This window comes from Salegentibacter sp. BLCTC, assembly GCF_015143665.1.
GTDB lineage: Bacteria > Bacteroidota > Bacteroidia > Flavobacteriales > Flavobacteriaceae > Salegentibacter > Salegentibacter maritimus.
Genome location: NZ_WYEW01000003.1, coordinates 107,939 through 130,861 on the forward strand (window position 1 = coordinate 107,939; position 22,923 = coordinate 130,861).

Annotated in this window: 17 protein-coding genes; 6 read left to right on the forward strand and 11 right to left on the reverse strand. The window is 37.1% G+C overall.

What is annotated here, in order from left to right; all coding sequences use genetic code 11:
- Positions 1-11 precede the first annotated feature (11 nt).
- Positions 12-2,447, reverse strand: coding sequence for a TonB-dependent receptor (locus GUB10_RS03780; protein ID WP_193710114.1), 2,436 nt, complete (start codon positions 2,445-2,447; stop codon positions 12-14).
- Positions 2,448-2,561: 114 nt separating this feature from the next.
- Between GUB10_RS03780 and GUB10_RS03785 the strand changes: the two genes are divergently transcribed.
- The gene (locus GUB10_RS03785) at positions 2,562-3,536 is read left to right on the forward strand and encodes a helix-turn-helix transcriptional regulator (RefSeq protein ID WP_193710115.1); all 975 of its coding nucleotides are present in this window, start codon (positions 2,562-2,564) and stop codon (positions 3,534-3,536) included.
- Between the two features lie 64 nt (positions 3,537-3,600).
- On the opposite strand, the gene GUB10_RS03790 is transcribed toward GUB10_RS03785, so the two are convergent.
- The 4 genes from GUB10_RS03790 to aspS form a co-directional block, all read right to left on the reverse strand.
- A complete protein-coding gene (locus GUB10_RS03790; protein WP_037318850.1) occupies positions 3,601-3,795 on the reverse strand; it encodes a cold-shock protein in 195 nt (64 codons plus the stop codon).
- Between the two features lie 105 nt (positions 3,796-3,900).
- On the reverse strand, positions 3,901-4,140 hold the full coding sequence (locus GUB10_RS03795) for a hypothetical protein (RefSeq protein WP_193710116.1): 240 nt from the start codon (positions 4,138-4,140) through the stop codon (positions 3,901-3,903).
- Positions 4,141-4,144: 4 nt separating this feature from the next.
- Positions 4,145-5,857 carry a chloride channel protein gene (locus GUB10_RS03800; protein WP_193710117.1) on the reverse strand — a complete coding sequence of 571 codons (1,713 nt, stop codon included), beginning with the start codon at positions 5,855-5,857 and terminating at the stop codon, positions 4,145-4,147.
- Positions 5,858-6,068: 211 nt separating this feature from the next.
- Positions 6,069-7,829 carry an aspartate--tRNA ligase gene (gene aspS, locus GUB10_RS03805; protein ID WP_193710118.1) on the reverse strand — a complete coding sequence of 587 codons (1,761 nt, stop codon included), beginning with the start codon at positions 7,827-7,829 and terminating at the stop codon, positions 6,069-6,071.
- Positions 7,830-8,109: 280 nt separating this feature from the next.
- On the opposite strand from aspS, the gene GUB10_RS03810 reads away from it, so the two are divergent.
- Positions 8,110-8,469: a toxin-antitoxin system YwqK family antitoxin gene (locus tag GUB10_RS03810; protein WP_193710119.1), complete on the forward strand. Its 360-nt coding sequence runs from the start codon at positions 8,110-8,112 to the stop codon at positions 8,467-8,469.
- 97 nt (positions 8,470-8,566) lie between these two features.
- Here GUB10_RS03810 and GUB10_RS03815 read toward each other — a convergent pair whose 3' ends face one another.
- The 5 genes from GUB10_RS03815 to GUB10_RS03835 form a co-directional block, all read right to left on the reverse strand.
- Positions 8,567-8,986, reverse strand: a complete 420-nt coding sequence (locus GUB10_RS03815) for a cupin domain-containing protein (RefSeq protein ID WP_193710120.1) — start codon at positions 8,984-8,986, stop codon at positions 8,567-8,569.
- 318 nt (positions 8,987-9,304) lie between these two features.
- Positions 9,305-12,778: an efflux RND transporter permease subunit gene (locus GUB10_RS03820; RefSeq protein WP_193710121.1), complete on the reverse strand. Its 3,474-nt coding sequence runs from the start codon at positions 12,776-12,778 to the stop codon at positions 9,305-9,307.
- Positions 12,779-12,784: 6 nt separating this feature from the next.
- On the reverse strand, positions 12,785-13,960 hold the full coding sequence (locus GUB10_RS03825; protein ID WP_193710122.1) for an efflux RND transporter periplasmic adaptor subunit: 1,176 nt from the start codon (positions 13,958-13,960) through the stop codon (positions 12,785-12,787).
- Positions 13,961-13,982: 22 nt separating this feature from the next.
- A complete protein-coding gene (locus tag GUB10_RS03830) occupies positions 13,983-15,338 on the reverse strand; it encodes a TolC family protein (RefSeq protein WP_193710123.1) in 1,356 nt (451 codons plus the stop codon).
- A complete protein-coding gene (locus tag GUB10_RS03835) occupies positions 15,328-15,945 on the reverse strand; it encodes a TetR/AcrR family transcriptional regulator (RefSeq protein WP_193710124.1) in 618 nt (205 codons plus the stop codon). Before GUB10_RS03835 ends, GUB10_RS03830 begins: the two co-directional genes overlap by 11 nt.
- 145 nt (positions 15,946-16,090) lie before the next feature.
- On the opposite strand from GUB10_RS03835, the gene GUB10_RS03840 reads away from it, so the two are divergent.
- The 3 genes from GUB10_RS03840 (at position 16,091) to odhB (ending at position 21,367) form a co-directional block, all read left to right on the forward strand.
- Positions 16,091-17,065 (forward strand): polyprenyl synthetase family protein, encoded by a 975-nt coding sequence (locus tag GUB10_RS03840; protein ID WP_193710125.1) that lies wholly within the window; start codon positions 16,091-16,093, stop codon positions 17,063-17,065.
- A 214-nt stretch (positions 17,066-17,279) separates the two neighbouring features.
- Complete coding sequence (locus GUB10_RS03845; RefSeq protein WP_193710126.1) at positions 17,280-20,048, forward strand: 2-oxoglutarate dehydrogenase E1 component; 2,769 nt, start codon at positions 17,280-17,282, stop codon at positions 20,046-20,048.
- 65 nt (positions 20,049-20,113) lie between these two features.
- Positions 20,114-21,367, forward strand: a complete 1,254-nt coding sequence (odhB, locus tag GUB10_RS03850; RefSeq protein WP_193710127.1) for a 2-oxoglutarate dehydrogenase complex dihydrolipoyllysine-residue succinyltransferase — start codon at positions 20,114-20,116, stop codon at positions 21,365-21,367.
- Positions 21,368-21,622: 255 nt separating this feature from the next.
- On the opposite strand, the gene GUB10_RS03855 is transcribed toward odhB, so the two are convergent.
- Positions 21,623-22,060, reverse strand: a complete 438-nt coding sequence (locus GUB10_RS03855) for a retropepsin-like aspartic protease (RefSeq protein ID WP_193710128.1) — start codon at positions 22,058-22,060, stop codon at positions 21,623-21,625.
- Positions 22,061-22,112: 52 nt separating this feature from the next.
- On the opposite strand from GUB10_RS03855, the gene GUB10_RS03860 reads away from it, so the two are divergent.
- Complete coding sequence (locus GUB10_RS03860; RefSeq protein ID WP_193710129.1) at positions 22,113-22,880, forward strand: TatD family hydrolase; 768 nt, start codon at positions 22,113-22,115, stop codon at positions 22,878-22,880.
- Positions 22,881-22,923: the final 43 nt, after the last annotated feature.

The window sequence follows — 22,923 nt, forward strand, 5'->3', positions numbered from 1 at the left end:
TTAATAATTGGTTAAAATTTGTTGATTGAATAATTTAGTTTTAGGTAAAAAGCCCTTCCCGGTTTTTGTACTGATAAATTGTCGTAAACGGGTTTGTTAAAAAGGTTTTTAACATCGAAACTCACAATGAAATTTTGGTTTGGAAAGCTGTAACTAAGGCCTAAATCTTGTGCCAGTTGTTGAGGTACTTTAAAGAAATCGTCTCCTGCCGTGTTAGAACCTTGCGGAACTATATATGAAAATTCGTCGGTAAAGTACATTGTGTAAAATAGATTTAACCTGGAGTTTTTCTGAATTAAATCTTTAATTGAATAGCGTAAATTTCCATTCATAGTGAGAAATGGAGTGTTTGGCACATCTATTTCTACTCCTTTGTTTTTAATTTTTAAATCGAATCGGGATATATTGAAATTAAGTCCGAAATTATTATAGGTATAACCCAACTGTGCGTCTATACCTTTTGAAGTTCCGCTACCCTGGTTTACATACACAATTAATTCTTCATCTACATTTAAAGAAGTCTCTATAGGTAAACCAATTCTATCTTTAATATTTCTTGTAAAAAAATTTGTGGAAGCATTAAATTGATGCTTATTGAAGTTAAAGGTGCCCAGTTTAATTCCTAAATTATAATTGTTACTTTGCTCGGGATTAATGCTTGCGTTGGCTACCACATTATCACCATCGTTACCAAAAATTTCGGTTTCGTTTGGCAATCGCACTGCTTTTTCGGCCGAAGCCAATAGGGTAATAGTGGGGCTAAGCTCGTAAGAAGCTGCAAAACCATAGCCTTCATATTTTTTATTACTGCTTACAACATCATCCACAATTTCCCTGCTTCCATCTGGATTTCTTTGAATTTCGGGATCTACACTTATGCTTTTCTGTTGATAATATTTTCCGAATAAATTGGTCTTTAACCGGTCATTAAAAGCATTTAATTCGTAGGTTATCGAAAATATGTTTTTGTGTAAATCTCTTGTTCCTACAAAGGTGTTTTCTAATACAGATTGTAGCTCGTCGCTATCTTCTCTATCAATTCCGCTATAAACGTGGTTCGCTAAAATCGTGTGGTTGTGGCTAATAGCGTAGGCCACACCAGTTCTAATGGAGGCTACGTTACGGTTAATTTTTGCAAGCGTTGGTCCGCCTTCTTGCTGTGAGCCCCAGGTGTATTTGTATTCATTGCCTCTAAAATCTATCGCTCTTTCGCCGTTCCAGCTATAAGCCCAGGGCACCGTATCATTTACCTGGCGGTTTCGCTTTCCATAATATCCAGTAACATTTACATCTAAACCTGGCGTAAATAAATCTTCTTTTTGATAAGTTAAGTTAGCCAGAGAAGCGTCAGATTCAAGAAATCTTCCTTCGTATGGCATAATAGTCATGAATGCGCCATGTTGCACTTCTTTATAGTCATCAGAACCTGTAAAACCTACAAAAAACTGGTCGGCCCATTTTACATCTGTATATCCTATCTGTACCGTACCTCCGGTAGACCTGTAGGCATCGTTAAAACGTCTAGCAGTAATTGGGGTTTGCTGACCACCTAAACCGGTTACCACAATACTTCGGCCTGATACTTCATAATCATTATCAGAATAGTTATGAAATGCAGAAGCTTTTACGGTAAAACCAGAATTATCAAATCTGTACAGCCCATTTACATTTGCCTGAAAAGTATTGAATGAGCCGTATGAAACAGACGCATTAATATTTTTATCAGACTGTTTATTAAGTACAATATTGATGGCGCCGCCCAGGGCATCGTCGGCCAAATGGCCGGGAACAACACCTTTATAGACCTCAATGCGCTCTATCATTGAGGGTGGAATACTGTTTAAGTTATAAGAAGAGCCAAAGGTGGTAATTGGAATTCCGTCTATAAAAATACGTACAGCACTTCCCGACAATCCATTTAAACTGTATTCTGCACGTGAACCTAAACCACCGTTTTGCCGAATTTTCACTCCCACAGTAGTATTTAGTAATTCATTAGTTTGAATATTTCTAATACTTGCCTCCCCGGTCTCTACAACATTAAGGGCAAAACCCTTTTTCTCCATTTTGGTTTTGAAAGAATCTGCTCTTAGGTGTACCTCATCTAATTCGTTTTCTGAGGTATTTATCGTAATATTATGGTGTAGATTTTCTTGATTTACCGCTATTTGATGGTGGTCTATGAAGTCACCTTTACGAATTTCCAGTAAAAAAACTCCACGCTGTAAATTTTTTATTTGATATTTTCCTTCGGAATCTGATTGTGTGCTTTTACTCTGATTTAGATTGGAAGCTGTAATCCTTGCGCCTTTTATTACTTCCCCGTTTTCATCTTCTATTATTCCAGAAATATCGAAGTTTTTAGCTTCCTTTTGCTGAGCATATATGGTAGGAATACTGGCTGATAGCAATAGTAAAATAAAGCTTATTGTAAATTTTGGAACCACAATTTTAATTTATTATACTTATTTAAACTAATTTTAAATAACTTGCGGCAAATTTATATTTTGAAGCGCTAAGCCTGTTTCGGTTTTGGGAATAAAAATTACGGTAAAGGTATTATGTATATTGAGTCTAAATTAATTGAGGTAAATGAAACCTTGTTTTCACGGGATCTTTCAGAATATAAAGGTCTGGGAATCATTAAAGATGAGATAAATATTCAATCGTATTCCTGGTTAAAGGCAAGGTGTAAAATTCAGGTTTCAAAGGGGCTGTTTATAGTTGAAACTTTCTTTGAAAACGAAAAGGATATTACCGATATTTTTAGTGTTAGTGGGGAATATGTTCAAATTTCTTATTTAGGAAAGGGGGATTCACAATTGGTGTCTTTAAAGGAAAAAACACCCCTTGGAATGGGCAGAATTAACTGTTGTTATAATTGTGATACTGTAAATACCATAGAAATGCCGGCCAATAAACCTACTCACTACCAGGCGGTTTATCTATCAAAAGAATATTACCTTGAATTGTTAAAAAACGAAGTCTGGGTGGCAGATAATTCTTTCTATAATCATATTATTAAGGGTAATTTTCAAAAATGGGGAGCCTGTAATTTTCCTATAGATTATAGTTTGTATCATATTATAAATGAGATCACCAAAAACGACTGGAATACCGATTTTAAAAAATATTATCTTGAATTAAGGCTTAAAGAATTGTTTCTTTCTTTACATTTTTGCCAGCAAGAAGTGTGCGATGGAGTAGTGAAAGGGATTAGCGAAGAAAATCTTGAAAAAATAAGAAACGCCCACGCATATTTAATTGAAAACTTTAAAAATCCGCCAACCATTAAAGTACTGGCCAGGAAAGTGCTTTTAAATGAACTTCAGCTAAAAAAAGATTTTAAAAAAATGTATTGTAAAACCATTAGGAGCTTTATTATAGATTTACGCATGAAAAAAGCTAAAAGTTTATTAGGAAAATATACGGTAACTGAAATGGCGGCGATATTAGGATATAAAAGCGTACCACATTTTATAAGTACTTTTAAAAAGCATTACGGGCATACTCCGTCTCAGGGAATTCATCAATAGGAGTATGGCATAAAAAAAGCCGCTTAAAAGCGGCCTTCCAGTTTTTGAAATAGGATAATATATATTATTCTATAACGCGTACTTCTGCAGCGTTAACTCCTTTTCTTCCTTCTACTTCAACGTACTCAACTTTATCACCTTCGTTCAAGCTCTCGCCATCTAAACCAGTAATGTGTACGAAGATATCTCTTCCTGTTTCGTCGTTGGTAATGAATCCGTATCCTTTAGACTCATTGAAAAATTTAACTGTACCTTCCATTGTAATAAAAAAATAAATAATTAATAGGGAACAAAGTTAGCACATTATTATTGAAGACAATGCAATAATATTATTTTTCTTTTGAAAGTTTTATAAAACAAGTGTTTAATCTATGCCTTTATCTCTCATTTTATCCATATTCTCTTTAGTGAGGGTGTAGTCTTTAAGGCGTTTTCCTTTCCACCTAACATAAAGGAAAATGGGCATTAAAATAAATGCACTTGCCAAAACAGCAAGACCAATTATTTGGTCTCCTAGCTGTACATCTTCAAAAGTGCGGTAATAAAATCCCACTCCAATAGCAATTAGTATTGCTATTCCTAAAATCTTTAAAAAGGTATTCATAGTATTAAACGGTTACTTCAATTAATTTTTGTCGGTAAGCGGTAAGTAGCTTAGATTTAGAGATAAACCCAACATATTTCCCGTCTTCTACTACGGGTAAATTCCAGGCATTTGTTTCCTGAAATTTCCGCATCGTATCTTTTGGTCGGTCTTTTTTAAGATCTATAACTGTTGGAGCCCTTTGCATAACATCGCTTACTTTTACTTCGGTATACATTTTTTGATCAAACATGATGGGACGTATGTCGTCTAAAAGTATAATTCCTAGAAAGTTACGATCTTCATCGATAACAGGGAAAAGATTTCGGGAAGATTTTATAACACCTTTATGGATAACATCACCAAGGTTCATGTCTATGTTTAGGCATATAAAGTTTTTCTCTATAATTTGTTGAATATTCAATAAGGTTAAAACTGCCTGATCTTTATTATGAGTTAATAAATCCCCTCGTTTTGCAAGTTCCATAGTGTAAACAGAATGCGGTTGAAACTGGTTGGTAATCATAAACGAAATTGCCGCCGTGATCATTAGCGGGACAAAAAGCTCGTAGCCACCGGTTAATTCTGCGATAAGGAAAATTGCCGTGAGTGGGGCGTGTAAAACCCCAGCCATAAGCCCGGCCATACCTACCATTGTAAAGCTACTTACCGAGATGGGATTTCTTAATATTCCCAGGTTATTTACGAGTAAGGCAAAACAGTGTCCCATGGCACTTCCCATAAATAATACCGGGGCAAAAATACCACCAATACCACCAGCACCAAAAGTTAAGGAAGTAGCAATGATTTTAAAAATCACAAGGCCTGCCAGTAGGATAATTACAATCCATATATTATCCAGGTATTCGTTAAAGAAATTGGTTCCCAGTGCTTGTATGTAGTCTTCAGCAAGTAAATTGTTTATAACATTATAGCCTTCGCCATAAAGAGGCGGAATTAAATAAATTAGAAATCCCAGGCCAAGTCCGCCCAATAATAATCTAAAAAAAAGCGAATCTATTTTTTTAAAAGCATCGGCAATTTTAAAATAAATATGAGTGAAATACATAGAACAACCTGCAGCAAGAACTCCCAGGATGATGTAGAAAGGAACTTCAGAAATCGTGAAATTATCCTGTAGTTCAAAAGGCAGAATAATATCAGAGCCAAAGAAAAAATAAGAAGTAAGGATGGCTGAGACCGATGCAATTAACAAAGGGACCATGGAGATTAGGGTAAGATCTAAACTAAATACTTCAATGGCAAAAATAATAGCTGCAATAGGTGCCTTAAAGATAGAAGACATTGCGCCGGCTGCTGCACAGCCAATTAATAGGGTACGGGAGCTTTGGTTCATCTTAAAAAACCTTGAGATATTAGAACCCAGGGAAGCACCCGTAGCTACTGTAGGCCCTTCTAAACCTACAGAGCCACCAAAACCTACGGTTAATGGGGCGGTGATAAGGGAGGCGTACATTTGAAAGCTTCGCATAATTCCTTTTCGGCGTGAAATAGCATATAGTGTTGAAGGAATGCCGTGGCCTATTTTTTTTCTAAGAATTACTTTAACCACAAATAAGCTAAGGCTTAAGCCTATTAATGGAAAAATAAAGTAAAATGCATGGTGATAGTTTGCAATAAGGTTGCCCTCAAGCAAGCGTTGTGTAAAGTGGGTAAGGTTTTTAATCACTACCGCACCTAATCCCGCGGTAAAGCCAATAATAGCACTTAATATCATCAGGAACTGTTGATGGCTTAAGTGTTTATTACTCCACTTAGAAAAACGTATTAGCAATTTTGTAGCTTTAGTCCCCACTCAAAAATTATTTAAATGAAAATAAAAAAATCCCGGTGCGAAACCGGGATTTTTTATCAATAATTATTTTGTTCGATAGTAAAATACCCCGGAAGTTGATTTAGAACTAAAATCATTCTCCAAGAATTTGTTTTTAGCTTTCTACTTGCTGGTTTATTTGAAGATGAAGTTCTTTTAATTGTGCTTCATCAAGTTTTGCCGGAGCATCTATCATTACATCCCTGCCGTTATTGTTTTTTGGGAAAGCAATAAAATCCCTGATACTTTCCTGTCCTCCAAGAATGGCGACCAAACGGTCAAAGCCAAAGGCAATACCTCCATGAGGAGGAGCACCATATTGAAAAGCATCCATTAAAAATCCAAATTGTGCTTTAGCTTCTTCTGGTGTGAAACCAAGATAATCGAACATTTTAGACTGAGTTTCTTTATCGTGAATACGTATAGAACCTCCACCAATCTCGTTACCATTTAAAACTAAATCATAGGCATTGGCACGCACTTCACCCGGCTTTGTTTCCAATAAAGCGAAATCTTCTTTTTTTGGTGAAGTAAAAGGATGGTGCATGGCGTGAAAACGCTCTGTTTCTTCGTCCCATTCCAATAGTGGGAAATCTATAACCCAAAGTGGTGCAAACTCATTAGTCTTTCTAAGGCCAAGTTCGTTACCCAAATACATTCTTAATGCACTAAGCTGCGTTCTGGTTTTGGCTGTGTCTCCAGCCATAACCAAAATAAGGTCTCCTGGTTTAGCGCCGGTTTCCTTTGCCCAGGATTTTAAATCTTCTTCTGAATAAAACTTATCTACCGAAGATTTTAGAGTGCCATCTTCGTTATATTTTGCCCAAACGAGTCCGTTGGCCCCTACCTGTGGTCTTTTTACCCAGGATATTAATTTATCTATTTCTTTTCTGGTAAACGAAGCCGCACCCGGAACCGCAATTCCCACAACTAATTCCTGTTGGTCAAAAACATTAAAGCCTTTGTTTTTGGCCAGGTTATTCAATTCGGCAAACTCCATCCCAAACCTAATGTCTGGTTTGTCGTTTCCGTATTTTTTCATCGCTTCATCATAGGTTATTCGAGGGAATTTTTCAACTTCCACACCGTTGATTTCTTTCAATAAATGCCTGGTTAAACCTTCAAAAACGTTTAGGATATCCTCCTGCTCCACAAAAGCCATTTCGCAATCAATTTGCGTAAACTCCGGCTGCCTGTCTGCTCTTAAATCTTCATCCCTAAAACATTTTACAATCTGGAAATATTTATCCATTCCACCAACCATTAATAATTGCTTAAAGGTTTGTGGCGATTGGGGTAGGGCGTAAAATTGACCTCCATTCATTCGGCTTGGTACCACAAAATCGCGAGCACCTTCTGGTGTAGATTTTATTAGGTATGGCGTCTCTACTTCAATAAAATCCTGGTTAGAAAGATAATTTCTAACTTCCATTCCAACCTTATGACGAAATTTAAGCTTATTTTTTACCGGGTTTCTTCTTATATCAAGATAGCGGTATTTCATTCTAAGGTCTTCGCCACCATCGGTGTCTTCTTCGATGGTAAATGGAGGCGTAAGGGAAGTATTTAGAATGGTAAGCTCAGTAACCAAAACTTCAATCTCCCCGGTTGGAATATTTGTATTTTTAGACTCCCGCTCAATCACTTTTCCGCTAACCTGGATTACAAATTCGCGTCCCAGGCCCTGAGCTTTTTCCATAAGTTCTTTTGAAGAGCGTTCTTCATCAAAAATAAGTTGGGTAATACCATAACGATCGCGTAAATCTACCCAAACCATAAAGCCTTTATCCCTTATTTTCTGCACCCAGCCAGAAAGTTTTACTTCCTTACCAATTGAAGTTGCGTTCAATTCCCCGCAGGTATGACTTCTATACATAATATTCCTAAAATTTTAAGTAGCGCAAAAGTAAGAAGTTCAATTGGGTTTCCCGATATAATAGTCTCAGAAAATATTATGCATTAATTTATTGGCATTGCCAAAGGGTATAATACTCCGAGGCTTGACCCTTGGTTAGTTTACTTTTTGATTAAAGACAAAACGCAAAATGCTGAATAACAACGATATTTGTTTTTAATGTTAAATTAATGTTACGTGATTGTTGTTTTAAGGTAAAGTTTTGGCTATATTCGTAGAGAGAATTATAAATAAAAAAGCTATGAAGAAGATAAAAAACATATTGATGGCTGCCATTTTTACTATTGGTGCAGCTGCTATGGCGCAGGAAGGCCCGGAACCAAAGTTTGAAAAGGAGGGAGACCTTATTAAAGGAACTTTTTTTTATGAAGATGGAACTATAAGACAGCAGGGAACTTATAAGAATGGAAAACTGCATGGAGAATGGGTGGCTTATGATACTGAAGGAAAAAAGCAAAGTTTAGCCAATTATACCGAAGGGAAAAAAACCGGAAAATGGTTTTTTTGGAGTTCAGATAAACTTACTGAAATAGATTACGATAATAATCAAATTGCCGGGGTAAATACCTGGAAAAGTGATGCAGCTTTAGCTGAGAATTAGAGCTTGATATCTATATAGCATAAGTATAAAAGCTGTCTAAATAAGGCGGCTTTTTTTATGTCAATATTTCTAATCTATTTCTATAGGCTCTTCAAAATCAATAAAAAGAACACGGGGAGAATCTCCGTATATGAGAATGTGGCTTGCCGGCCGGCCCATAGGCATACATGCCCTCTTTTAAAGTTTGGGGTTGCTCCCCTTTATAAATTACTTCTAACTCGCCGGCAATAAGAACCATTCTTTCTGCCGAGGTGTGAGTGAGGGCAGGGATATAAGCATTTGCTGGAACTTTAAAAAAGATGTCTGTATTCTTTTCGGTAGGATTGCCTTGTAGTACAGCGATATTAAAAACTTCAGGCATAAAATCTGGACAGGGGCTCCATTTCAGGTTTGAGTCACTTTTTGAAAAAGAAATTGAATTTTCATAGGTTTCCTGTGCAAAAATTCCGCAGGAAAAGAAAAATATTAACAGGATTGAAATTTTTTGTAAACGGGTAAACTGATGTTTTGTTTTCATGATTTCCGCTTGTTTTGGTTAATACTTATTGGAATAAGTTTGCTGGTATAAGCTAGCTAATTGAAACGGAAAATGAAATAAGGGCTTTCTGTAAAAAGTAGAATAAAATTAGTTTTTTGCTAAGCTAGGAGTAATTAGTAGATGATAGATTTATAGAGTTTTTTTAGTTAAAAAAATGAGGTTGTCTTAAAAGGTTTTAAAACCGTCATCTTGAATTTATTTCAAGATCTAACGTGTTGGTAATTAAGAGTATGTTAGAAGCTGAAACAAGTTCAGCTTGACGAGAATAGACCTTTCAGACAATCTCATTTTTAATTTTTAAGCCTGTGCTTCCAGTTTTCTTTGTTTTCGCGCTTTGCGTTTATCGGCTGTTTTAACTTTGGCTCTATTTACAAGGTAAAACATAACCGGAACTACTACCAGTGTAAGGAAGGTGGCAAACACCAATCCAAAGATTACCGTCCAGGCCAGTGGCCCCCAGAAGACAACGTTATCACCACCAATAAATACTTTTGGATCGTAATCTGTAAAAAGGCTAAAGAAATCAATATTTAGTCCTACTGCTAAGGGAATTAGACCAAGAACCGTAGTAATTGCGGTAAGCAATACCGGTCTTAACCTGGATTTTCCACCTCTTACAATACAGTCGAAGTACTGTGCGCGGGTAAGCAATTCATCTTCATCTATATTTAGTTCCCGCTTTTTACGATCTATTAGAATTTGGGTATAATCAATAAGAACAATGGCATTGTTTACTACAATTCCTGCGAGCGAGATAATCCCCATCATCGTCATAATAATAATGAAATCCATTTGGAAGATAATCAAACCAAGGAATACTCCCACCAAACTTAATACTACTGCCATAACAATAATAATTGGTTTGGATATTGAGTTAAATTGTGCCACAAGAATAAGTAGAATACCCCCCATGGCAATCAATAAAGCTTTTACCAGGAAAGCCATATTTTCTTCCTGTTCTTCTTGCTCTCCGGTAAACTCTAAACTAATATCTTTGGGAAGATCGTAACTTCTAAGTGCCGTTTTTAGCTGGCCAACAATCTCATTGCCATTATAACCCTGAAGCACGTTAGAGTAGAGGGTAATTACTCTTTTTAGATCTTTTCTTTTAATAGAACTAAAAGAAGAAGAAGACTCGGTATTCACTAAAGATGAAATTGGTACCTGAATTATTTCACCCGTGTTTTGGTCTTTGAAAGTAACCGGTTGGTTGAACAATATATTTTCATTGTAGCGATATTCATCACCAAATCTTACGTTTATTTCGTAATCGTCGTCACCGTCTTTGTAAGTTGAAACCTCTTCCCCGTAGATAGCACGTCGCAGCGTTTGGCCTACCTGTGAGGTAGAAACTCCAAGTTGTCCTGCCTTTTTACGATCTACTTCTACACTTAACTCGGGTTTAGATTTGTTTACATCTATTTTTAACTCTTCAATCCCTGCAATGCTAAGGTCATTAATATAGGTTCGCAGGTTCTCTGCTTCCATTAGCATTTGCTCATAGTCTTCACCTTTTAGTTCCATGTTAATTGGGTAACCTGTAGGTGGGCCGGCTGCATCTTTTTCAACTACAATAGAAGCACCGGGGAATCCCTGTACTGCTTCCCGAACTACAGATAGAACTTCACTACTGCTTACGCCGCGTCGTTCAGTAAATTCGCGCATAGAGAGTGTGACCTTGGCTTTATGTGGCATTTCATTTTGCTGCCCACCATCGGTTTGTGGGTTTCCTGCACCTTCACCAACCTGGGAAATGGCCGACTCTACCATAAAGTTATAGCCGTCTTCATCTTCATATTGTTTTACGGCTTCAAAGATGCGTTGCTCTACTTTTTTGGTAAGGGTATTTGTTTTATGAATATCGGTTCCCTGTGGGTATTCAATATAAGTGATTACCTGGTTGGGTTCATTTTCAGGAAAGAACAATACTTTTGGTTGTACCAATGCAATTAATACAAAAGAAAGGAATAGCAAAAGTAGGGTTCCGAAGAAAACTAAATAGGCTTTTTTTCCGCGTAGGGAGAATTTAAGGGTTTTTTCATAAATATTCTCCATCCATTTAAGGGCGGTATATTGAAAGTAATCTACACCTTTTGATATAAAATATTTATAAGCCCAAAGCAGGATAGCTGCCAGGATTAATATATTTCCAAAAGCCCTTAAAGCACCGGCATCTACCAGGAATCCAATTAGGAGTAATAAACCTCCAAACCCGGCTAGAATAGAGCTTATTCTTATAAGTTTTTTCTTAGTGAACTCACCTTCTTCTGTTTTCATAAACTGAGAGGTAAGCATCGAGTTAATTATAAGGGCTACAAAAAGCGATGAACCTAAGACTATAGACAGTGTAATAGGAAAAATTACCATAAAACTTCCTATAATTCCCGGCCAGAGTCCTAGTGGGAAAAATGCTGCTAAAGTAGTTGCTGTTGAAGCTATAATTGGCCAGGCAATTTCTCCTAAACCTTGCTTGGCCGCCTGTTTTCGTGGCATCCCCTCGTCCATTAAAGTATAGACGTTTTCTACTACCACAATACCGTTATCTACAAGCATTCCAAGTCCCATTACCAGGGCGAAAAGCACCATGGTATTTAGGGTGTATCCCATACTGGATAGAATAATGTAAGAAAGGAACATAGATAGTGGGATTGCAATTCCTACAAACAGGGCATTTCTAAAGCCAAGGAAAAACATTAAGACTAAAACAACCAGAATTACCCCAAAAATAATGTTGTTCACCAAATCGTCTACCTGGCTCTTGGTATTGGTAGAAAGGTCGTTGGTAATGCTTATCCCAAGGCTTTCAGGAAGGTATTCTTCCTGCTCTATTTTTACAATTTCCTTAATCTGGTCTACGGCCTCGATCATATTTTTACCGGCGCGCTTTTTTACATCAAGCATTACTACCGGCTTACCGTATTCACGTGCAAAGGTGGTGGCATCTTTTTCCTTAAAATTAATATTCGCGATATCTTTTAAGAAAATATTGCCCCCATCGGTTTTAACTACAACATTTTGAAGTTCTTTTGGATCTTCGATTTCCCCAACTATACGTATATTTTTTTGAACGCCGCTGTTAATAACATTTCCGCCTGAAATTGTTCTATTTTCTGCACTTACTGCGTTTATTACATCAGAAAAACTAACCTTGGAAGCTGTCATTTTATAGATGTCTACTGCGATTTCAACTTCCATTTCTTCAGCCCCACGAATACTGGCCTCTTTTATTTGTGGAAGCAATTCAATACGTTCCTGAAGATATTCGGCATATTCTTTTAATTGCTGAACGGTATAATCTCCGGTAAGATTGATGTTTAGAATAGGCATTTCTTCTGAAATGTTAAGGTCAAACACGTTTGGTTCTACCTTGGCGCCATTATCTAAGGTAGGCCAGGTAGTTTCGGCTTTCACCATATCTACCTTGTCCTTTACTTTTGTCTTGGCACTTTCAACTTCTACATCTTCATCAAACTCAACAATTACCAGGGAATAATCCTGAAATGTAGAAGAGGAAATTTCTTTTACTCCGGCAACATCGTTAAACTCTTCCTCCAGCGGTTCGGTAATAAATTTTTCTACATCTTCGGCCGAGTTTCCGGGGTTAATAGAGCTTACATAAATTTTAGTCTCTACAACCTCGGGAAAAGTTTCCCTTGGCATATTGTAGTAAGACATGAGTCCACCAATCATGATAATGGCGATAATTACATATACCGTCATTTTATTATTGATGGCCCAGGACGAAAGCTTAAATTCTTTATCTAAATTCATTGTAGCTTAGTTTCTTATTTTAACTTCCTGACCATCTCTAAGGTTTTTTGCGCCTTCTACGATCAGTATTTCTCCGGCTTTTAAGCCACTGGTAATTTCTACCTGACTATTATAAGTATATCCTGTTTCTACTATTTGTCTTTTAGCAATACCTATATTGTCTTCGGTTGCTTCTTTCTCGTTGTAAATAAACACTACACTTTGGCCCTGCGCATTTTTTAGCAATGCATTTTCAGGAATAATTACAGCGTTTTCTGCCGTGTAGTCATTTAGTTTAAGGGTGGCAATTTGGTTGGGTTTAAGCATCCCGTTTTCGTTAGGAACCGTAACCTGTATGCTAAAAGAACGGTTGTTAGGATTAATTGTATTACCAACTCTTCTTACTTCACCTTCAAATTCACGGCCTAAAGAGCTTATTTCTACAATTACCTCGGTGCCCTTGTTTATTTTGTTTAAATAACCCTCGGGAACATCGGCCTCTACATACATATTCTTTAAGCTTACCAGGCGAAATAACCGACTTTGCCCAGGGCTTACTACTTCCCCTTCTTCGGTAATTACCTCGTCTATAATTCCGCTAAAGGGAGCTCTTACAATGGTTTTATCTAATTGGGATTTTAATCTGTTTACAGAATTCTGCATAGATTCGTAATTGGTTTTGGCTTCTAAATACTGCATCTCAGATCCAATATTTTGCTCCCACAAACGCTGCTGGCGCTCAAAAGTGGTTTTGGCTAAAGTAGCCTGGGTTTCTAATTGAGCTAATTCGCTTGAGAGTCCGCCATCATCTATTTTAGCAAGTACCTGGCCTTTGCTTACCTGGGCTCCTTCTTTTACGCGCACGTCCTGAAGAATTCCTGAAAACTCGGCATAGATTACAATATTTTCATCAGTTGCAACATCCCCCTGTACTTCTGCATAATGCTTAAATAGAGTGTCAGTTATTTCTTGCGTCATAATGAGATCAAGACGTCTACTTTTGTCCAATCTATTTATAGCCTGGTCAAGTTTATCAAGCTTTTGGGTAAGGTCGCTTTGCTCTTTGCTCAATTCTGTTTTTTTGGCTCTAATCTCTGTGAGGTTCTCACTTTCTATAAGTTCATCTATAGATTTTCCTTCTTCTTTATTTCCACAGGAGAGCAAAAAAAGCGGAATACTTATTAAAACAGCTAACTTTTTCATTGTTGTTATTTGACGGGTGTATTTAATCTTCATTGTTATATTTTCTGGTGTCCAGGAGGTTTTCTAATTCTACTTTGGCAGTTATTACATCAAGCATAGACTGTAAAAAGTCTTGTTGTGCCTGGTAGAGTTGGCGTTGTGCTTCGCTTAACTCAAAACTACTGGCAATTCCTTCAAAAAACTTTATTTGATTTTTACTCTCTATCCTTTCTGCAAGTTCAAGATTTTTCTTTTGGTTTTGGTAGTTTTCCAGGCTAAACTCATAATCGCTTTTGGCCGAATTGATCTTGCGTTTTACTTCGTTTTCTGTTTGTTCCAGTTCTATCATGGCCTGTTCGTAGGCAATTTGTTTTTGCTGTGTTCTGGCACTACGCATACCGCTACTTAAAATTGGGATGTTTAAGCTTAAGCCTAAAATAGATTGCCCAAAATATTCCTGGTCTTCATTTAAAAAAGTGAATTCCTGGCTAAACCCCTGTACGCCGTAATTTAGAAATCCGGTAAGTGAAGGAAGCGCTTTAGATTTTTCCAGTTTTACCTCTATTTCACGAGACTCTGCTGTATTCGCAGCAATGCGGTAATCTATATTTTCTTCTACCGGAACTTCTTTTTGTAATAGAGACAGGTCGAAATATTCCATCGCCAGGTTATCCAGTTCTTCGGTTAGGTTAACGGGAATTTCAACGGGAATCCCAAGTGTTAAATTAAACATTTCATAAGCAATATCCCGCATACGTTTGCTTCGGCTTAAATTGTTTTTTAAGTTAAGTAAGGTGATTTCCAGTTGTTCTACATCCTCCTGTTCTGTAAGCCCGTTTTTATAGATTTCGTTGGTCTCATCGTAGTTCTTCTGTACGTTTTCTACATTTTTTTGAAGAATAGCTACATTTTCCTCGGCCAGTAACACATTGCCGTAGGCATTAATTACCGCCTTCTTTATCTCAAGATTGGTTTTCGTTTTGGCATTTTCAGAAATTTGAAGCAAAGTTCTGGCTGATTGAATTCCTACTATATAAGACCCGTCAAAAATTAATTGGTTCCAGGTGGCCGTAGCATTTACATTTTGCTCGGTACCAAAAGTTACCGGGGTAAAAGTGCCGGGTTCGCCGCCGGTTATTTCAGCCGGAAGTAAGGTGACGGGCTGTTTGAGATAATTTTGATAATCGGCAGTAGCACTTATTTGCGGTAATCCCTGGGCAATAATTTCCCATTTTTGTTTAAGGGCTATCTCAATATCTTTTTGTGCATTTACCGATGTGTAATTATTTTCTAAACCAAATTCAATGGCTTCCTCCATGGAGAAACTGTAACTTTGGGAAGTTTCCTGGGCCATACTGCTTATAGAAATTAGTAAAAGTAACAGGTGTCTATATTTCATTTTTTTCTTTATTCTTGATTAGTAAATCTTCTAAAACTTTTAGGCCTTTTGGAGTACATATAGCTCTTAAATGATATTCCAGTAAATAATCCATGAGTTTATTGTTGCTGTACTCTTCCTCTGGAAAAAGGTTTTTATCCTTAATGGCTAATAAGCTGGCAAAATAAAGCCTGCTCACAAAAGAAATGGAAATGTTAGGGCGGTAATGACCACTTTTAATACCTCGCTCCAAATTCTCTATTATAGAATGTTGTGCGATTTCAAATTTCTTGTTGCGAATTGTGTTATATATCTTGGGGTAATACTTTTTAAGTTGAAATTGGGGTGATGTCTTTTCATTTTTAAGCATACGCTGTACATATACTTTTACCTCAAAATTCTCTACGATGGGATTTAGTTTTTTTGCGCGTAAAGACTTTATACCAGTGTTTATTTCTTCCATTAGTTGCCAAACACTGCCTTCAATAAGCATAGACTTGTTGCTGTAATGCGCATAAATAGTTTTTTTGGAAATGCCCATTTCTTCTGCAATGTCGTCCATAGTTACACTCTTAAAACCTAGTTTTAAGAAGAGGTTGGTAGCTGTAGTTTGAATTGCTTCTTTCACGTTATTTCTCTTGAAATTTTTGTGCAAAATTAGGTTATGGAAACTTATGATACAAGAAAAGTTTCTAAGGTTTAAGATAATTTAACTTATTCTACGAATTTGAAATAGTTTCAATTAATGTATTTTAGCCGGAAAATTTTTTGGTATGAAGTCTATTTCTCAATATAGAGAAGCTTTTCAGGAATATCTGGATTATAAAATAGAGGTGAAAGAGCCCGAGAACCTTTATAACCCTATGCGTTATATTCTTGGTTTGGGAGGAAAGCGTTTAAGGCCGGTGTTAGTATTGATGTCTGCTGAAATTTTTGAAGCCAGTTATGAAAAAGCCCTGGATGCTGCCCTGGCCATAGAGATATTTCACAATTTCTCTTTGGTTCACGACGATATTATGGATGATGCGCCTTTGCGCAGGGGGAAGCAGACCGTGCACGAGCGATGGGATATTAACACCGGAATTTTATCGGGTGATGCTATGTTGATAAATGCCTATCAACTATTTGAAAATTATGGGAGTGAGACTTTTCAGGAATTGGCAAAATTGTTTAGTAAAACTGCTATGCAGGTTTGTGAAGGTCAGCAATATGATATAGATTTTGAGTCTAGAGATGATGTTACCATTGAGGACTATCTTAAAATGATAGAGTATAAAACTGCCGTGCTGGTGGGGGCTTCATTGCAAATGGGCGCCATTGTGGCCAATACTTCGGCCGTAAATAAAGAATCTGTATATGAATTTGGACGCTTATTGGGTATTGCATTTCAGCTTCAGGACGATTATTTAGATGCTTTTGGAGACCCTGAGACTTTTGGGAAGCAGCCTGGAGGAGATATTATAGAAAATAAAAAGACTTTTCTTTATTTAAAATCTCTGGAGGCTTCCGGAGAAAGCGAGGCGCGCCAGTTGGAACATTTGTATACTATAAACCCTGTTGAGACTGCGGGTAAAATTGATGCGGTAAAAAGCCTATTTAGAAGTAGTGGTGCCGCAGCTTTAACAAAGCTTGAAATAGAAAAATATACTGAAATGGCTTTTAAGGTGCTTGATGAAATTGAAATCTCTGAAGAAAAAAAGCGCCCTTTACGAGAATTTGGGGAAATGCTTATGAATCGTACGGTTTAATTTTTGAAAAACCTGGATTAAGAATTTCTTAATACTTTTGCTCTTATATCTGCATATTTATAAGCAATAGATATTTTTAACAACCTCCTGAAGTTTTTAGGATGTTAAACTTCTTATAATTCATAAGATAATTCTATGGTTTACTACAGGCTGTTTTTTTTAAAATCGTATTTTTGCTTAGTTTTACACTTAAAAGAAACATTAGTTTCAAACTATGGATAGATTTTCATTTCTAAATGCTGCGCACACAGCATATTTTGCCGAACTTTACGATCAATACCTTCAGTACCCCGATAGTGTAGAGCCCAGTTGGAGGGCTTTTTTTCAAGGCTTTGATTTTGGAATGCAACAAAACGGAGTTTCCGCAGAAAACCTGGAAGAAGCTCCAGTTAATTTTCAAGAAGGGGAGATTCCAGATCATGTTGTGAAGGAATTTAAGGTTATACGCCTTATAGACGGTTACCGAACCCGCGGGCATTTGTTTACAAAAACAAATCCGGTTAGGGAGCGTCGTCAATATCGTCCAACCCTGGATATAGAAAACTTTGGGCTTGAGAAAGCTGATCTTGATACAAAATTTAATGCGGGTGACATGTTGGGTCTTGGCCCAAGCAGCCTTCGTGAGATAATAAACCATCTCGAGAAAATTTATTGCGAATCTATCGGAATCGAATATATGTTTATTCGTAAACCAGAGGAAATTAAATGGATTCAGGATAAATTAAATACAAACGAAAATCATCCTAATTTTAATAATGAGGAGAAAAAGAAAATCCTAAAGAAATTAAATCAGGCGGTTTCTTTTGAATCATTTTTGCATAGAAAATATGTGGGTCAAAAACGTTTTTCGTTAGAAGGTGGCGAAAGCCTTATTCCAGCCCTCGATGTGCTTATCGAAAAAGCTTCAGATTACGGGGTGAGGGATTTTGTGATGGGTATGGCTCATAGAGGTAGGTTAAATACTTTAACCAATATTTTTGGTAAAAGTGCAAAAGATATTTTTAGTGAGTTTGACGGGAAAGATTACGAACAGGATATTTTTGATGGTGATGTAAAATATCATCTTGGGTGGACTTCTTGCCGACTTACAGATAATGGAAAAGGAATAAATATAAATATTGCACCAAACCCTTCGCATTTAGAAACAGTAGGGCCTGTGGTTCAGGGAATATCCAGAGCCAAACAAGATAGGCACTATGGAGGCGACAATATGAAGGTGTTGCCTATTCTGGTGCATGGCGATGCTGCTATTGCAGGGCAGGGTGTAGTGTACGAAGTGGTGCAAATGGCCCAATTAGAAGGCTATGAAACCGGAGGTACAATACATATTGTAGTGAACAATCAAATAGGTTTTACAACAAATTATTTAGATGCGCGGTCTTCTACCTACTGTACCGACGTAGGGAAAGTAACACACTCTCCTGTATTGCATGTAAATGCCGATGATGTAGAAGCTGTTGTGCATGCAGTTTCATTTGCGCTGGATTTTAGAATGAAATTTAAGCGAGATGTTTTTATAGATTTATTGGGCTATAGAAAATATGGCCACAATGAAGGAGATGAGCCTAAGTTTACACAACCTAAGTTGTATAAGGCTATTTCAAAACATAAGAATGCACGAGATATTTATGCTGAAAAATTAAAAGCAGCCGGGGTAATTGATGAAGCTTATCTTACGAAGCTTGAAGAAGAATATAAGGCAGACCTGGAAGAAAACCTCGAGGATTCTAAAAAGGAGAAAAACACAAGAATTACCCCATTTATGCAAGATGAATGGGAAGGCTTCGAAAATGTCTTTGAAGATGAAATGATCAAGGATATAGATACTACCTACAAATTAGAGGATCTTGATTTGGTTGCCGATGCTATTTCTAAATTACCTGAGGATAAAAAGTTTATGCGTAAGGTGAAAAAGATTATAGAGCTTCGTAATAAACAATATTTTGAGGAAGATAAGCTGGATTGGGCTATGGGAGAGCACTTGGCCTACGGTTCGCTTCTAAAAGAAGGATTCAATATTCGAATTAGTGGTCAGGATAGTGAAAGAGGTACTTTTTCTCACCGCCACGCAGTAGTAAAAGTAGAAGATAGTGAAGAGGAAATCATTTTGCACAATAATATAGAAGGTCGGGATGGCGATTTCTTTGTGTATAACTCTCCGCTTTCAGAATATGGTGTTATGGGGTTTGATTATGGTTATGCGATGGCAAGCCCTAAAACCTTAACTATTTGGGAAGCTCAATTTGGGGACTTTGTAAATGGTGCGCAAATAATGATAGACCAGTATCTTTCTGCTGCAGAAGATAAGTGGAAATTACAAAACGGCCTGGTGCTTTTCTTGCCCCATGGGTATGAAGGCCAGGGGGCAGAACACTCTTCAGGAAGAATGGAGCGTTTTCTTCAACTTTGTGCCAAAGATAATATGTACGTAGCCGATGTGACTACACCGGCAAATATGTTCCATATTTTGCGTAGGCAAATGAAAGCCGGATTTAGAAAACCTTTGGTGATTTTTACGCCAAAGAGCTTGTTAAGGCATTCTAAAGTAATTTCAACAAAAGAAGATTTTTCAAAAGGCGGTTTTCAGCCTTTACTTGACGATCCAAAAGCAAAGGCAGAAGAGGTAAAAACCCTTGTGTTTTGTACCGGTAAATTTTACTACGATTTATTGGAGTATAAAGAGGAGAATGGGCGTGATGATGTGGCATTGGTGCGTGTGGAACAATTATTCCCGTTGCCTACAGATAAAATGAATAAAACTATTGAAAAATACAAGAATGCAGATGATATAGTTTGGGCCCAGGAAGAACCAAGAAATATGGGTGCTTATGGACATATGTTATTGCATTTTGACCAAGCTAAAAACTTTAGGGTTTGCAGTAGAAAATTTTATGGTTCTCCTGCTGCCGGAAGTTCTGTAAGATTTAAAAAGCGTCACGAAAAGGTGATTGCAAGCGTTTTTGATAAAACAGTAGAGAATTAAAAAGAATTTAAAATAACGAATCCAATGTTTTCGCCTGGCGGAAACTTTAAATAAAAACAAAGATCATGGCCTTAGAAATGAAAGTTCCTTCTCCGGGAGAATCTATAACCGAAGTTGAAATAGCTGAATGGTTAGTTGAAGATGGCGACTATGTAGAAAAAGATCAGGCAATTGCCGAAGTAGATAGCGATAAAGCTACCCTGGAACTTCCGGCTGAAGCTAGCGGAATTATTACACTAAAAGCAGAGGAAGGTGATGCTGTGGCTGTAGGTGAAGTAGTTTGTCTTATAGATACCGAAGCTGAAAAGCCGGGTGGAAGTGACGATAAAAAGGAGTCTAAAGATGGGGCTTCAAATAAAGAGGAAGAAAATAAAGATAAGGCAGCACCTAAAACTGAGGAGCCTTCTAAGTCCACAACACCTGCGCAAAAGCAAGATTCTCACGCAAAAGGGAGCCCGTCTCCTGCAGCTAAAAAAATCCTGGACGAAAAAGGGATTGATAAGAAGGATGTAGAAGGTAGCGGAAAAGATGGTCGTATCACAAAAGAAGATGCGGTTCAGGCCAAAGCTTCTATGGGTAGCCCGGGTAAAGGAAAACGAGGGGAGTCTAAGAAGAAAATGTCTATGCTTCGTAGAAAAGTAGCTTCTCGTTTGGTTTCAGTTAAAAATGATACCGCTATGCTTACTACTTTTAATGAGGTAGATATGCAGCCTATTTTTAATTTACGAAAGAAATATAAAGAAGAATTTAAAGATAAGCATGGGGTTGGCTTAGGCTTTATGTCTTTCTTTACCCTTGCAGTAGTGAGAGCCTTAAAGCAATTTCCTGATGTGAACTCTATGATAGATGGAGATCATCAGGTTAAGTTTGACTATCAGGATATTAGTATTGCAGTTTCTGGCCCAAAAGGCTTGATGGTGCCTGTAATAAGAAATGCTGAAAACTTAAGTTTTAGAGGTGTAGAAGATGAGGTGAAACGCCTTGCATTAAGAGCGCGTGATGGGAAAATTACTGTAGATGAAATGACCGGGGGTACTTTTACTATTACAAATGGTGGGGTATTTGGTTCTATGCTTTCTACTCCAATTATAAACCCTCCGCAAAGCGCAATTTTAGGAATGCATAATATAGTAGAGCGTCCTGTTGCTATAGATGGTCATGTAGAGATTCGACCTATTATGTATTTGGCACTTTCTTATGACCATAGAATTATTGATGGAAAAGAATCTGTAGGTTTCCTGGTGGCTATTAAAGAAGCTATAGAAAACCCGGAGGAGCTATTGATGGATAACGATGTAAAAAGAGCTCTTGAACTTTAATTGGAAAGAGTGATAATCAAAAAAAAGAGGCAACGAATTCGTTGCCTCTTTTTTTTGGTAAAAACAAATTATAATAATAACAACAAATTCGCGATGTTTAAAGATAAAACACAAATCACAAAGATTCCCAATAGTATATAAAGGAAAATATGTGGATTTTTATTTTTTGAAACGCTGGACATTCTACTAACATTAATTAGCTCAAACTTAGGTAGAATGTGGTTTCACGACAAGGGGATAAACCCCCTTTTTTTACTATTTTAAGTAAAGAGCCGGTGCTTTGTAGTCTATAATGGCTTTCCCTTTTTTTAACAGGTCTGCGCCAATAATTCCATGTACTTTTTCAGCTTCATGATTTGTAAGAGCTTCGTTTACATGTCTTAAATCAAAAAGTACAAGGTCTACTTTTTTCTTTTTCCAGCCTTTAATTTCAATTTGATTCTTTTGTGCAATTTGGGTAAGCATATTGGTTGCCCCAGCCCCGGCAGCTTTTATATCGCTATCTTCTGCAAGCAGTTTAAAGTGTTCTACTGCTTCAAGGCCTACACAAGTACTGGAGGCGCCTGTATCTAGAATAAAGTTTCCTTCAATCCCATTAATCCTGGCTACTAATTCCAGATGCTGTGTTTTTGTATATTTTAGCTTTACACGCTTAAAGCCTTTTTCTTTAAGTAATTTTTTTAAAGATGACATTCTTTGTATTTTTCACAAAGATAGGTCTTCAAAATAAATTATTTTTGCTTTTATGATTTTAACCGATACGCATATACATCTTTATAGCGAAGTTTATGAAGATGACAGGGGCCAGCTTATAGAAAATGCATTTAAGCAGCATATTGAAAGATTTTTTCTTCCGGCAATAGATTCTGAAACAACGCAGGCCATGTACGATCTGGAAGCTCGTTACCCCGAGCATGTTTTTTTAATGATGGGCTTGCACCCAACGCATGTTCAGGAGAATTTTGAAGACGAATTAAAGCATGTGGAGGAGCAGTTTGGGCAAAGAAGGTTTTATGCGGTGGGAGAGATAGGAATAGACTTGCATTGGGATAAAAGCACTTTGGCGATACAGCAGGAAGCTTTTAGAAGGCAGATTAGATTGGCAAAAAAACATAAATTGCCGGTTGTAATTCATTGTAGAAAGGCTTTTAATGAGGTTTTTGAGGTGTTAGAAGAGGAAAAAAGCGATGATCTTTTTGGGATTTTTCATTGTTTTACAGGTAACCTGGATCAAGCTAAAAGGGCGCTCTCTTATAATTTAAAGCTCGGTATTGGTGGGGTGGTTACATTTAAAAATGGCGGCATCAATAAATTTTTGGATCAAGTTCCTTTAAAAGATATTGTTTTGGAGACCGATGGGCCATATTTGGCACCCTCGCCCTTCCGTGGAAAACGAAATGAGCCTGAGTATCTTCTAAAGGTAGCAGAAAAGATAGCAGACATTTACCAAAAACCCTTAGCTGAAATCGCTCAAATAACCACCCAAAATTCAAAAGATATCTTCGGGATATAAAGTAGGTTAGGATTAAAATTTGTTCATTTGCCTAGTTAATAAA